Raw genomic sequence first — 13,205 nt, forward strand, 5'->3', positions numbered from 1 at the left:
CCGTCCTGTTGTCGTCAGCCGACTTCAAACGGGTTTACGAGCCGAAGATCAAGCCCTTCGAAGTCTTTTGTGTTGCGGGTGGCAAGGCTTGCGCCATGGCCAGGGCAGATGGCGGCGATCATCGCATCCTGCACGCCCATCGGCCGGCCGATGGCATCGCGGCGGGCGCGCAATTCGCCTGCCCGGTGTGCATCCGGATGTCGCAGGTTGCAGATCTTCCCCTCAAACAGGGCAAGAGTCGCCGCGAGATTCTGGTGATAGCGGCGGGAACCGGTCTTGCGAAAGAAGCGCTCGGCCCCATAGGACAATTCCATGACCACGATATCGCAAAGATAAACCTCGGCCACAGACGTGCCGTGCATCCATGCGGCAACCCGGCTATCCACCCGCATCTTGCCGAGTTCCGGGACGATGTTCGTATCGAGAAGGATCATTCGAAATCTTCGAATGGCCGGCCCAAATCCGATTTCCGCTTGGCCTCGATCTCATCCATGATCGCGGCATAGAGGGCGGCTTCTTCCTCGCTTTCCGGCTTCATGATTTCGCGAATGGCTTCAAAAGCGGAAAGCGCCTTTGCCTCGGTCTTCGGCACCGGCTGCTGCAGTGCGTCACCAAGGATCACCGTCACCTCTTCCGAGAGCGTTCGGCCGGCGCGCTCTGCACGTTCCGAAAGCCCCTGCGCGATGGCTTCCGGAATTCCCTTGATCAACAGGTCACCCATGGGCCACCCTCCGTGATGTCTCCACCATCATAGGAAGGCAACGAAGAGGCTTCAAGCGGTCAGATGGCCTTGGGTTTCGACTTGGCGGCCTTGGTGAAGCGCTTGATCACCATGTCGCGCTTCAGGCGGGAAATGTGGTCGATGAACAGCACGCCGTTCAGGTGGTCGATTTCGTGCTGCAGGCAAGTGGCGAGAAGCCCGTCGGCCTCTAGCAGGTGTTCCTTGCCATCGCGGCCGATGTGGCGGACGGTGACCGCCGCCGGACGCTCCACTTCCGCATAGTATTCCGGAATCGACAGGCAGCCTTCCTCGTAGACCGAACGCTCGTCGGAAGAGGCGACGATCTCCGGATTGATGATCACCAGCGGCTGCTTCTCCTCGCCCTCGCGCGAGACGTCCACCACCAGAATGCGACGCGGCACACCGATCTGGATGCCGGCAAGACCGATGCCCGGCGCATCATACATGGTTTCCAGCATGTCGTCTGCCAGCTGCAGCACGTCGGCATTCACCTGCTCGATCGGCTGGGACACCTGACGCAGGAGGGGATCGGGAAGAATGATAAGGGGCTTGATCGTCATGCGCCTCCCATACTCCATCTTTTCGGAGGAGGAAACTGGCCGAAAGGCGGGTTTTGCTGGGCAAAACACATTTGTTCCCGTTTTGATCTTTCGTCCCCGCCCAAACTCCGCTACCGTTTCGCCATGCAGAACGACAGCCTTCGCCTCTTTGATCAGATCCTCGCACTCCTTGCCGGCCCGGCCGGCCTGTTTCTCCTCGGCGGCCTGGCCATCGGGCTGGTCCTGTCGCTGCTGTTGCGACGCGGGCGCGACGAGGCGAGCACCGGGCTGGAACTTCGGCTGGCCGAACTGATGCAGGCCCAGATGGAAATGCAGGGCCGCGTCGCGGCCATGACGGAGGCGCTCGGCAGCCGGCAGTCGGAACTCAACCGCGCCATCAACCAGCGGCTCGACGGCATGTCGCACCGTCTGGGCTCGACGATTGCCGAGCAGACACGCAGCACGCACGACAATCTGCGCAAGCTGCAGGAACGGCTGGCCGTCATCGACGCCGCCCAGAGCAATATCCAGACGCTGGCCCGCGACGTTGTCGGCCTGCAGGCGATCCTCTCCAACAAGCAGACGCGCGGCGCCTTCGGCCAGGGCCGCATGGAAGCCATCGTGGCGGATGCCCTGCCGCAGGGCGCCTACAGCTTTCAGGCAACGCTTTCCAACGGGCTGAGACCCGACTGCCTCGTCCACATGCCAAACGGCGCCCCGCCGCTGGTGATCGATGCGAAGTTTCCGCTGGAAGCCTGGCACGCCTTTCGCGATGCCACCCAGCCGGAGGCGCGCAAGGCCGCCGGCCAGCAGTTTCGCCGGGATCTCGAAACCCATATCCGCGACATTGCCGACAAGTATCTGATTGCCGGCGAAACGCAGGATACCGCCTTCCTCTTCGTGCCCTCCGAATCGATCTTCGCGGAAATCCACGAGCATTTCGAGGGGGCGGTGCAGAAGGCGCAGCGCGCCCGCATCGTCATCGTCTCCCCCTCCCTGCTGATGCTGTCGATCCAGGTCATCCAGGCCGTGCTGAAGGACCAGCGCATGCGCGAACAGGCGCACCTGATCCAGGGCGAGGTGGCTCTGCTGATGGAAGACCTGCTGCGACTCGACGAGCGCACCCGCAAGCTGCAGGCGCATTTCCAGGCGGTGACGCGCGATGTGGAGCAGATTCTCACCTCCTCCGACAAGCTCTCCCGCCGCGGTGCCCGCATCGGCGCGCTCGAACTGGAGCAGCCGGCGGCAAAGCCATCCACACCGCACGAGCCGCCGGCGGAGCGTGCCGTCGAAAGCCGGACCGGGCTTCTGAAGCTGAGGGTGGTTGACGAGGATTGACCGGCTCGGGCAGTGTCCGCCGCACAGGAAACACCAGCACGCAGGGCCTCAAACCTCATGATCACTGTCTTCGGTTCCGTCAACATGGACCTCATCGCCACCACCGAGCGCCTGCCGGCGCCGGGTGAAACGGTGGCGGGCGACAGCTTTTCCACCGCCGCCGGCGGCAAGGGCGCCAATCAGGCGCTTGCTGCCCAGCGCGCAGGCAGTTCCGTGCGCATGGTGGCTGCCGTCGGCAGCGATGCCTTTGCCACGCCGGCGCTCGCGCTGCTGGAAGCGGCCGGCGCCGATCTCTCCGCCGTGCGTCGCGTCAGCGAGCCCACCGGCACGGCGCTGATTCTGGTCGGCGGCGATGGCGAGAACATGATCGCCGTCGTGCCTGGCGCAAACGGCACCTTTTCCGCGGAAGACGGTGCCGCCGCCCTCTCCGGAATGGCGGATGGCGACACGCTGATGCTGCAGATGGAAGTGCCGGCCGCCGCCGTCGAGGCGGCCATGCAGGCCGCAAAGGCCCGTGGCATCCGCACACTGTTCAATACCGCTCCCCTGACGGCAGACGCCATCCGGCTTGCCGGCCTCGCCTCCATCCTCGTGGCAAACGAGACCGAGTTCGAGCTTCTTATCGGCAAGCATGGCCTCGACGATGCCGCGCGTCTTGCCGAGATGCAGGCGCTGCATGCAAAGACGGGCCAGACTCTGGTGGTGACGCTCGGCGGCGATGGCGTCGTGGCGCTTCATGCGGGTGAGGTGCTCCGGGCCAAGGGGCTCGTCATCGAACCGGTCGATACCGTCGGCGCGGGCGACACCTTCTGCGGCTATCTGGCGGCAAGCCTCGACCAGGGGCTGGATTTTGCCGCAGCCCTGCGCCGGGCGGCGGTGGCCGGCTCGCTCGCCTGCCTGAAGCCCGGCGCCCAGCCGGCCATTCCGACGGCAGCCGAGGTCGCGGCACGGCTCTGAACGCGTCGTCCCGGGCGAACGTGACTTCAGGAACGGTCGGGGTCAAAACTTGCACTGGCCGTTCCGGCACACCATATTGCTCACCGTAAAGCGCATGCCACACGGGTGCGCCAGCCAGAAAGTCGCTTGCTATCAAGGACTGCGAGATGAGCCGCATGACTCCCTTCACCAGCCCTCTGCTGCTGGGCTTCGATACCATGGAAAAGACCCTCGAACGCCTGGCCAAGGCAAATGATGGCTATCCGCCCTACAACATCGAGAGGATGCGGCCGGAAGCCGCGGGCGAGCCGGAAAGGCTTCGCATCACGCTGGCAGTCGCCGGTTTTTCCGAAGACGATCTCGACGTGAGCGTCGAGGAGAACCAGTTGACGATTCGCGGGCGGCAGGCGGAAACGGGAGAAAAGGACTATCTCTACCGCGGCATTGCCGCACGCCAGTTCCAGCGGGTTTTCGTGCTGGCCGATGGCATGCAGGTCTCGGGTGCGAGACTGACGAACGGGCTTCTGTCGGTCGATCTCATTCGTCCCGAGCCAGAACGCATGGTGCGAAAAATTAACATTTCGGTTTCAAAGTAAGAGGCCTGGCAGAAATGCCCGTACCCCTCATACGGAGGCTGGAATGCTCCTCAAGAACGCCACCGCGCGGCTGACGCAATCGGAACTCGCCCATCTCGGCTCCGGCGAGGTCGGCTATATCCGCAAGATGCGCTCCGAAGATGTGACCCGCTGCTTCCCCGAGGCGCCGCAGATCGATCCGGCCCTGGATCTCTGGGCGCTGTTCGGTGCCGACGGCACGCCGATTCTTCTCACCGACAACCGCTCCAGCACCTTCTTCAAGGCCGCCGAAGACGACCTCAAGACCGTCAGCCTGCACTGACGGTCCCGCCCTGGCGGCCCAGGCAGAACGCCTGCCGCCTTACACCCTCACAAATGTCAGATAGGCAGAGGAACGGCCTTCGCGCCTGGCCTTCGCCTCATAACGCGTTCCGGGCCAGGTCGAAAACGGCGTCAGCCAGTCCGCAGGCTCCTTCGCCGTCCAGTGGAAGCCGCCATGGGCGGCGCAGTGCTGCAGCGTCCAGTTCACATAGGTATCGATGTCGGAGGCGAAACAGAACAGACCGCCCGGCTTCAGCACGCGGTGAAAGCGCTGGAGATTGACCTGCGAGACGAAGCGCCGCTTCCAGTGCTTCTTCTTCGGCCACGGATCGGGATAGAGCAGGTCAATCTGATCGATCGAGCCTTCCGGCAGCCAGTCGAGCAGCACGGTGGCATCATCATCATAGACGCGGATATTCTTGAGATCGAGTTCCTCGACCCGGGCGAGCAGCTTCGCCATGGAATTGACGAAGGGCTCGACGCCGATGAAGCCGGTCCCGGGCGTCTCGCCGGCGCGGTGCACCAGATGTTCGCCGCCGCCAAACCCGATTTCCAGCCGGATCGAGCTGACCGGAACCGGATAAAGCGAAGCAAGGTCATCCGGCCGCGCTCCGGCCGGATCGATGCGCAGTGACGGAAGAAATGCCGTCATCAGGTCCGACTGGCGGTCCCTCAGCGGTTTTCCCTTGCGCCGGCCAAAGAATGCCTCGGTGGCTCGCGACCGGCGCTCGGTATCCATTTCGGTTCGTCCTTCAGTTCTTCAGGGCTTCCTTCAGCGGCTTCACGAGATCCAGCTTCTCCCAGGAGAAGGAACCGTCGCGGCCCGCCTTGCGGCCGAAATGGCCGTAGGAAGACGTCTTGGCATAGATCGGCTTGTTGAGATCGAGGTGACGGCGGATGCCGCTCGGAGAGAGGTCCATCACCTGGCGGATCGCGGCCTCGACCTGGTCCTCGGTTACCTTGCCGGTGCCATGCAGGTCAACATAGATCGACAGCGGCTGGGCAATGCCGATCGCGTAGGAGATCTGGATCGTGCATTTTTCCGCAAGGCCAGCGGCTACGACGTTCTTGGCCAGGTAGCGCGCGGCATAGGCGGCGGAGCGGTCGACCTTGGTGGTGTCCTTGCCGGAGAAGGCGCCGCCGCCATGCGGAGCAGCCCCGCCATAGGTGTCCACGATGATCTTGCGGCCGGTGAGGCCGGCATCGCCATCCGGTCCGCCGATCACGAACTTGCCGGTCGGGTTGATGTACCAGGCGCAATCCCCGGCGATCTTCAGGTCGGCCAGCGCTTCGCGGATATAGGGCTCGACGACCTCGCGCACCTTCTTCGAATCCCAGCTTTCGTCGAGATGCTGGGTGGAGAGAACGATGGAGGTGACTTCCGACGGCTTGCCGTCGACATAGCGCACGGTCACCTGGCTCTTGGCATCGGGACCAAGCTTGCCGACATCGCCCTCGCCCTTCTTGCGGGCGGCCGACAGCAGCTGGAGGATGCGGTGCGAGTAATAGATCGGCGCCGGCATCAGGTCCGGCGTCTCGTTGCAGGCGTAACCGAACATGATGCCCTGGTCGCCGGCGCCTTCATTGCCCTGCTGGTCGGCGGCGTTGTCGACGCCCTGGGCGATATGGGCCGACTGGGAATGCAAGAGCACGTCGATCTTGGCCGTCTTCCAGTGGAAGCCGTCCTGCTCGTAGCCGATGTCCTTGATCGCCCGGCGGGCTGCCGTCTTGAACTTGGCGGGGTTGATCACCTCGTTGCCGTTCTTGTCGGTCTTCATCAGGCTCGGCGGCAGGCGCACCTCGCCGGCAATCACCACACGGTTGGTGGTGGCGAGCGTCTCGCAGGCGATGCGAACCGTCCACGGGTCGACGCCGGTCTTCGCGGCCTCCCGGTAAACCAGATCGACGATCTCATCGGAAATGCGATCGCACACCTTGTCAGGATGACCTTCGGCGACGGATTCGCTGGTGAACAGGTAGTTGGCGCGCATGCTGGGATTCCCCTCAAGAACAAACCGCTGTCTGTGGTAGTGAGTTCGTCGCTCAAAAACAAGGACAGAACCACATAAATATATCTTTATACGACAACGGAAGGTTTACGCGGGGCTGGAGGGTGACATTTTTGCCAAAAAAAAGCGGCCGCTGGGGCCGCTTTCTCGGGGAAGTCTGTCGAACGGGCTCAGTCGACGTCGGCTTCGGCGGCCAGTGCCTTGACGAGGTCGACCAGCTTGCGACGCACCTTCGGGTCGGTGATCTTCACGAAGGCGCGGTTAAGCTGCAGGCCTTCGGAGGAGGACAGGAAGTCGACGACGTAATTGGAGCTGGAGGCTTCCGCAAGGCCGGCACCGTTGGCCGACTGTTCGCCGGGCGCATCTTCGAAGAAGAACGAGACCGGCACGTTGAGGATGCTGGAAATGTTCTGCAGGCGGCTGGCCCCAACGCGGTTGGTGCCCTTTTCGTATTTCTGGATCTGCTGGAAGGTGATCCCCAGGCTTTCGCCCAGTTTCTCCTGGCTCATGCCGAGCATGGTGCGCCGAAGCCGGATGCGGCTCCCGACATGGATGTCGATCGGGTTCGGCTTCTTCTTGTTCTCAGTCATCGTAAACGTCCTAGGTTGCTCTTCAGTCCCCATAACTCGCAATACGTGTACACTTATACTTCCGCACATTTGCGTGCTGCCCAGGCACCGCATGAAAGCATAGGTTCCAACGAACGCGGCAGCACTATGCAATTTTAGGGTTTTCCGGTCAATTGAGGCGCATTTTTAAACCCATGCGCGAAATGCCTGCAATCAAGAACATCATAATGATCAACAACCAGAAGTGTGTTTCCCGCGTGTATATGTCCCATGACGGGACGAAGGCACCACTCAAGGTCGAGTCGATCACGCCTTTTTGATCGAAGTCAAGGCCTTCTTTTATTTGGCCGTAACCGTCCACGCTGGCCGAGATGCCGCTGTTTGCGCCGCGAATCAGTGGAAGCCCGGTTTCCACGGCCCGGATGCGGGCCTGCTGGAAGTGCTGGTAGGGGCCGGGCGTCCTGCCGAACCAGGCATCGTTGGTGATGTTGAGAAGGGCCGCCGCGCGGCTCACATCGGACGTCAACTCATTGGGAAAGATCGCTTCGTAGCAGATCAGCGGATAGAAGGACTGGCCGGAGGGAAGGGTTATGAGCGCGTGGCGCGCTCCGGCGGTGAAGCCGCCGGGCATGTCGACGATGTTGCTGATGCCGAGCCGGTTCCAGAAGCGTTCGAATGGTAAATATTCGCCGAACGGCGTCAGGTGCACTTTGTCGGTTGCGGCAATGATCTGCCCCTGGCTGTCGATCGCATAGATTGAGTTATAGTAGCGCGGCTCCTGCCCCGCGGCGCCGGCCTCCATGCGCACGACGCCGGCGATCAGGATCTGCCCGTCCTGCAGCACGTCGGCAATCCGGGCAAGGGCGCCAGGCGTCTCGGTCAGGATGAAGGGAACCGAGGTTTCCGGCCAGACGATGACATCGGGCCGCCGCACGCCGGGCTTCGGCGGCAGGGCCGTCAGCGCAAGATGCTCCTCGAAGACCGCAAGCCTGTCTTCGCCATTGTCCATCTTGCGGGCCTGATCGATGACCGGCTGCACGATGCGGATGGCGAGCGGCGGATCGAAGCGGCCAGGCGCCGCCTGTTCGTGCAGGCGGTAGGCGCCGTAGCCGAAATGGGCCGCGACCATCAGCAAGGCCAGCGTCAGGCCGACGGGGGCGCCCTTGCGGGTGGCAATCAGCGCCGGCGCGGACAGCACGAAGACCGCCAGCGTCGTCACCCCGAAGATGCCGATTGCCGCCGCCGACTGCATCATGATCGGGATCGGCATGACGCCGTAGCCGATGGCATTCCAGGGAAAGCCCGTGAAAAGCAGGCCCCGCAGCCACTCGATGAGACCGAAGCTTGCCGCGAGCGCCGCAAGCCGGCCGAATCCATCCGACCACAACAACCCGGCAAGCCAGGTGGCAAGGCCATAATAGAGGGCAAGAAAGGCCGGAAGGCCGAAAATGGCCAGCGGCAGCGCCCAGGCGAACTCGTCCGCCTCCACCAGAAGCGCATTGCCCAGCCACCAGAGGCCGGCAACGAAATAGCCGAACCCGAACAGCCAGCCGATTAGGAAGGTGGAGCGCCAGCGCGCCAGGCGCCCGCTCTGTGGCGCCGATGCGGTCCCGTCCATCAGCCAGACCAGCAGCGTGAAGGAGACAAACAGCGCCGCCACGAAGGAAAAGGGCGGCAGCGCCAGCGCGCCGAGCGCACCGGCCAGAATGGCGAGGCCCGCGCGCCTGACGCCCCACAGAAGCATCACCCGGTTTGCCAGTCTGTCCATCGCCACCCCTTCGCCTCGGCCCGCTCGTCATCGTCCTTCGGCACGATACCGAGGGTCTCTGGCGTAACGCCCAGGCCTTTCCCGTTGCTGCCCAAACCGAGGCCCGAAAATCGAGCCGATTTTCGGGCCTCTAATCAGCGTCGCGGTATCGGGCCGGACGGACCGGCCCATCGATATCAGGGTCCGTCAGGAGCCCTGTGTTTCGGAGCGGGCATCCGGCCCCTGCCCCTCGACAGGCGGCACGGCAAGTTCCGGCTGCGCGCTCTCGCCCTTGATCTGCCGGCGGCGCGCGACCGTCTGCCGCTTGCGCATGATGCGGACCCGCTTGATACGGCGCGGATCGGCGTCGAGAATCTGGAACTCGAAGCCCGGCACGGCCTGCACCAGTTCACCGCGCACCGGAATGCGGCCCAGCGCCGAGAAGATCAGGCCACCCAGCGTATCGACATCTTCCAGCCGGTCGCGAATATCGAAATCCGGGCCGATCGCCTCGGCGATCTCCTCCAGTTCGATGCGGGCATCGGCAATGAACACGTCTTCGCTGGTGCGGGAGAACATGACCTCGTCATCGTCATGCTCGTCCTCCACATCGCCGATGACCATTTCCACGATGTCCTCGTGGCTGACCAGACCGTCTGTGCCGCCATATTCGTCGATGACCAGCGCCATCTGCGTGCGGGCCGCCTGCATGCTCTGCAGAAGGTCGGACGCCAGCATCGAGGGCGGCACGAACAGGATCTTGCGGATCAGGCCGGCATCGGCGACCGTCTTGGTCAGATCGACGCGGCCGAGGTCGAAGGCCGCGCGCGGCGAGCGCACCGCCTTTTCCTTCAGCACCGCGCCTGCTGCCGCATCAACGGCCACCGGCTTCGGCACCGAACTGCTGCGGCGCTTGTTGCGCGCCTGCTTGGCGAGATAGGACAGCAGATCGCGGATGTGCACGAAACCGCGCGGATCATCCAGCGTGTCGCAATAGACGGGCATGCGCGACCGGCCGGTCTCCTCGAAATGAATCAGCAGGTCGCCGAGCGTCATGGTCATGTCGACCGCCTCGATGTCGGCGCGCGGCACCATGATGTCCTCGACGCGAACCTCGCGGAAGCGCAGGATATTGTGCAGCATGGCCCGCTCTTCGGGCGAAAAGGCGCTGCTGACGGCGGTATCGGCAAGCAGGGCATCGGCGAGATCCTCGCGCAGGCGCTCTCCCTGCGACGGCCGCAGCAGCCGGATGGCCCGTGTCCAGAAGGAGTTCGGCGAGCGTGCCTGTGTGTCCCGCCGTAAAGGACTGCCACCCTCTTCCGAGGATGACTGTTCCGATGCGTTGCCGTCGCGGACGGCGTTTGTCGAAATCTCGTTCATCGTTCCAGTGTCAAGCCAGCGGGTCTTGTCCCGCATAGGGATCAGATAGGCCAAGCGTGGCCAAAATACGAGTCTCCAGAGCTTCCATTTTCTCTGCCTCGTCCGTTTCGATGTGATCATACCCGAAAAGATGCAGGAAGCCGTGCACCATAAGATGAGTCAGATGATCATCGAAGGATTTTTCCAGGTCGAGCGCCTCGCGCTCGACCGTCTCGCGGGCAATCACGATATCGCCCAGCATCGGCCCAGGCATCCTGCCGGGGGTGACTGGAAAGGCCGGGAAGGACAGCACATTAGTCGGCTTGTCCTTGCCCCGCCATTCGGCATTGATCTCGCGGATCGCCGCATCGTCGGTGAAAACCAGCGAGACCTCGCAGGGTTGCGTCGGAAAGGGCTGTTTTTCCGCACCAGAAAGAAAGGTTGCGGCCGCACCCAGCACGCGCTCGCAAAGCGGGGCCAGTTGCGCCTCGTCCGGCCAGCGCTCATCTTCGACGCTGATCTGTATGTCCAAGTCAGGCATGGGATTTCGAACCGTTCAGCGGTCCGCTTCCTCGCTTTCCTCATGTACGGCATATTGCGCGTCATAGGCCTGCACGATGCGGCCGACCAGCGGATGACGCACCACGTCGGTATCCTTGAAGCGGACGACGGAGATGCCCTCGACGCCCTTCAGCACCTGCAGCGCCTCGACAAGGCCGGATTTCACCCCGCGCGGCAGGTCCACCTGGCTGGGGTCGCCGGTGATGATCATCCGCGCATTCTCGCCGAGACGCGTCAGGAACATCTTCATCTGCATGGACGTGGTGTTCTGCGCCTCGTCCAGGATGACGGCGGCATTGGCGAGCGTTCGGCCACGCATGAAGGCGAGCGGCGCGATCTCGATGACGCCGGCGGTGATCGCCCGCTCCACCTTGTCGCCGGGGATCATGTCGTAGAGCGCGTCATAGAGCGGACGCAGGTACGGATCGACCTTTTCCTTCATGTCGCCCGGCAGGAAGCCGAGCCGCTCGCCCGCTTCGACGGCCGGACGCGACAGGATGATGCGATCGACCGCGCCGCGCTCCAGAAGCTGGGCGGCATGGGCAACGGCCAGATAGGTCTTGCCGGTGCCGGCCGGGCCGACGCCGAACACCAGTTCCGAGCGCTCGAGCGCCCGCATATAGGCGTCCTGGGTCGGCGTGCGGGCCTGAATGGTCTTCTTGCGGGTGGAAATCTGCGCCATGGAAAGCTTGGCCTTCCGTTCGAGCGTCGGCAAAGTCAGCTGATCATCGGCAGCCACGGCCATACGGATTGCCCCTTCCACGTCCGAGGCTTCCACCGAGCCGCCCTTCTGCAGGCGCTCGTAGAGAAAATCGAGCGCTCGGCGCGCCTGGTTGGTGGCGAGGACATCGCCGGAAATGCTGACGGAATTGCCCCTGGCGCGCGCATCGATGTGCAGGCGCTCCTCCAGAAGCTTCAGGTTCTGGTCGAACTGTCCGAAGAGTTCGCTGGCCAGCCGATTGTTCTCGAACGTCAAGACGAAGTGATTGGCGTCAATCGCGGTGGATCTGGGGTGGCGCGAGGATGAAGAGACCAATTCACGACCGTTCAAGCAGGCAGGCTCCTATAGGGTTGCTCGGGCCATTTAACGCTCGATCCTCTCGGCAAACAAGCTGTTCGGTCCCGTGCCAATGATTCGTACAGAGATAATGTCACCGATTTGCGATGATTTTGCATCAACATTCACAGACTGCAGCCAGGGAGACCGGCCGATCAGCTGGCCCGCATTGCGACCCGGCTTTTCCAGGAGAATGTCGATCACCTTACCGACGCATCCTTCCGCAAATTCATGCTGCTGCTTCAGAAGCAGGGCCTGCAGCCGCTCCAGGCGCTCGGCCTTCACCTCTTCGGCGACCTGTGAACCAAGCTCGGCACCCGGAGTTCCGGGGCGCGTCGAATATTTGAAGGAGAAGGCCTGCGCATAACGCACCGTCTCCACCAGCCGCAGCGTATCCTCGAACTCGGCCTCGGTTTCGCCGGGAAAGCCGACGATAAAGTCGCCCGACAGCGCAATATCCGGCCGCGCCGCGCGGATGCGCTCGATGAGGCGGATATATTCCTGCGCGGTGTGGCGGCGGTTCATCGCCTTCAGCACCCGGTCGGACCCGGCCTGAACCGGCAGATGCAGGTACGGCATCAGCGTGCGCAGATGGCGATGCGCTTCGATCAGGCGGTCGTCCATGTCGCGCGGATGGCTGGTTGTGTAGCGCAGCCGCGCAAGCCCCGGGATCTCGGAGAGGCGATAGAGCAGATCGCCAAGCCCCCAGGCCTCGCCCTTCGGTCCCTCGCCATGCCAGGCATTGACGTTCTGGCCGAGCAGCGTGATCTCGCGAACGCCGGCTTCGACCAGCCGCTTCGCCTCGTCAAGGATCTGCGACAGGGGCCGCGACACTTCCGAGCCGCGCGTATAGGGCACCACGCAGAAGGTGCAGAACTTGTCGCAGCCCTCCTGCACCGTCAGGAAGGAGGTGACGCCGCGCGAACGGATCACCGCCTTTTCGGTCTTCGGCAGGTGTTCGAACTTGTCCTCGACGGCATAGTCCGTCTCGATGACCCGCTCGCCCTGGCGGGCGCGCTTCAGCGCCTCCGGCAGGCGATGATAGGTCTGCGGGCCGATGACCACGTCGACCGCCGGCGCACGGCGAAGAATTTCCTCGCCTTCGGCCTGGGCCACGCAGCCGGCCACGCCGATCATCATCTCGCGGCCGTTGGCGGCACGCTCCTTCTTCATCTCGCGCAGGCGGCCAAGCGCCGAATAGACCTTTTCGGCGGCCTTTTCGCGGATGTGACAGGTGTTGAGGAGAACGAGATCGGCCTCCTCCATCGCCTCGGTCGTCACATAGCCTTCGCTCGCCAGCGCATCCCCCATACGCACGGAATCATAAACGTTCATCTGGCACCCATAGGTCTTGATGAACACTTTTCGCGTGTTGGGATTGGTGCCGGGCACGGGCGCTGCCGCCTCTGCGGTCGCCGGAAGGGGAATGATCTGGTCGCTCATGGCGGGTTC

At 63.3% G+C, this 13,205-nt stretch carries 15 protein-coding genes; 4 read left to right on the forward strand and 11 right to left on the reverse strand.

Annotated elements, in window-relative coordinates; genetic code table 11:
* Nucleotides 1-14: 14 nt before the first annotated feature.
* The 3 genes from KLP42_RS19515 to def are packed head-to-tail and all read right to left on the reverse strand — an operon-like array spanning nt 15 to nt 1,302.
* Entirely contained in the window at nt 15-434 is a 420-nt protein-coding gene (locus tag KLP42_RS19515) for a PIN domain-containing protein (RefSeq protein ID WP_215568627.1), read from the reverse strand.
* Nucleotides 431-721 carry a FitA-like ribbon-helix-helix domain-containing protein gene (locus KLP42_RS19520; protein ID WP_215568628.1) on the reverse strand — a complete coding sequence of 97 codons (291 nt, stop codon included), beginning with the start codon at nt 719-721 and terminating at the stop codon, nt 431-433. Before KLP42_RS19520 ends, KLP42_RS19515 begins: the two co-directional genes overlap by 4 nt.
* A 59-nt stretch (nt 722-780) precedes the next feature.
* Complete coding sequence (def, locus tag KLP42_RS19525) at nt 781-1,302, reverse strand: peptide deformylase (protein WP_215568629.1); 522 nt, start codon at nt 1,300-1,302, stop codon at nt 781-783.
* 123 nt (nt 1,303-1,425) lie between these two features.
* On the opposite strand from def, the gene KLP42_RS19530 reads away from it, so the two are divergent.
* The 4 genes from KLP42_RS19530 (at nt 1,426) to KLP42_RS19545 (ending at nt 4,452) form a co-directional block, all read left to right on the forward strand.
* Nucleotides 1,426-2,619, forward strand: a complete 1,194-nt coding sequence (locus KLP42_RS19530; RefSeq protein ID WP_215568630.1) for a DNA recombination protein RmuC — start codon at nt 1,426-1,428, stop codon at nt 2,617-2,619.
* A 57-nt stretch (nt 2,620-2,676) separates the two neighbouring features.
* Nucleotides 2,677-3,576: a ribokinase gene (locus tag KLP42_RS19535; RefSeq protein ID WP_215568631.1), complete on the forward strand. Its 900-nt coding sequence runs from the start codon at nt 2,677-2,679 to the stop codon at nt 3,574-3,576.
* Between the two features lie 146 nt (nt 3,577-3,722).
* Nucleotides 3,723-4,151, forward strand: coding sequence for an Hsp20 family protein (locus KLP42_RS19540; protein WP_215568632.1), 429 nt, complete (start codon nt 3,723-3,725; stop codon nt 4,149-4,151).
* Between the two features lie 43 nt (nt 4,152-4,194).
* A complete protein-coding gene (locus KLP42_RS19545; RefSeq protein ID WP_142880789.1) occupies nt 4,195-4,452 on the forward strand; it encodes a BQ00720 family protein in 258 nt (85 codons plus the stop codon).
* A 39-nt stretch (nt 4,453-4,491) separates the two neighbouring features.
* Here KLP42_RS19545 and trmB read toward each other — a convergent pair whose 3' ends face one another.
* The 8 genes from trmB to miaB all read right to left on the reverse strand — a co-directional run bounded on the left by trmB (nt 4,492) and on the right by miaB (nt 13,196).
* On the reverse strand, nt 4,492-5,190 hold the full coding sequence (trmB, locus tag KLP42_RS19550) for a tRNA (guanosine(46)-N7)-methyltransferase TrmB (protein WP_215568633.1): 699 nt from the start codon (nt 5,188-5,190) through the stop codon (nt 4,492-4,494).
* A gap of 13 nt (nt 5,191-5,203) precedes the next feature.
* Nucleotides 5,204-6,442, reverse strand: a complete 1,239-nt coding sequence (gene metK / locus KLP42_RS19555) for a methionine adenosyltransferase (RefSeq protein WP_215568634.1) — start codon at nt 6,440-6,442, stop codon at nt 5,204-5,206.
* Nucleotides 6,443-6,630: 188 nt separating this feature from the next.
* Entirely contained in the window at nt 6,631-7,050 is a 420-nt protein-coding gene (locus KLP42_RS19560) for a helix-turn-helix domain-containing protein (protein WP_215568635.1), read from the reverse strand.
* 148 nt (nt 7,051-7,198) lie between these two features.
* A complete protein-coding gene (gene lnt / locus KLP42_RS19565) occupies nt 7,199-8,797 on the reverse strand; it encodes an apolipoprotein N-acyltransferase (protein ID WP_215568636.1) in 1,599 nt (532 codons plus the stop codon).
* Nucleotides 8,798-8,983: 186 nt separating this feature from the next.
* Nucleotides 8,984-10,156 (reverse strand): hemolysin family protein, encoded by a 1,173-nt coding sequence (locus KLP42_RS19570; protein ID WP_215568637.1) that lies wholly within the window; start codon nt 10,154-10,156, stop codon nt 8,984-8,986.
* A 10-nt stretch (nt 10,157-10,166) separates the two neighbouring features.
* A complete protein-coding gene (gene ybeY / locus KLP42_RS19575) occupies nt 10,167-10,676 on the reverse strand; it encodes an rRNA maturation RNase YbeY (RefSeq protein WP_215568638.1) in 510 nt (169 codons plus the stop codon).
* Between the two features lie 15 nt (nt 10,677-10,691).
* Nucleotides 10,692-11,747: a PhoH family protein gene (locus tag KLP42_RS19580; protein WP_215568639.1), complete on the reverse strand. Its 1,056-nt coding sequence runs from the start codon at nt 11,745-11,747 to the stop codon at nt 10,692-10,694.
* 33 nt (nt 11,748-11,780) lie between these two features.
* Nucleotides 11,781-13,196 carry a tRNA (N6-isopentenyl adenosine(37)-C2)-methylthiotransferase MiaB gene (miaB, locus tag KLP42_RS19585; RefSeq protein ID WP_215568640.1) on the reverse strand — a complete coding sequence of 472 codons (1,416 nt, stop codon included), beginning with the start codon at nt 13,194-13,196 and terminating at the stop codon, nt 11,781-11,783.
* Nucleotides 13,197-13,205 lie beyond the last annotated feature (9 nt).

Origin of the sequence: Rhizobium sp. CSW-27 (assembly GCF_018760785.1) — a bacterium.
In the GTDB taxonomy this organism is placed as follows: domain Bacteria; phylum Pseudomonadota; class Alphaproteobacteria; order Rhizobiales; family Rhizobiaceae; genus Neorhizobium.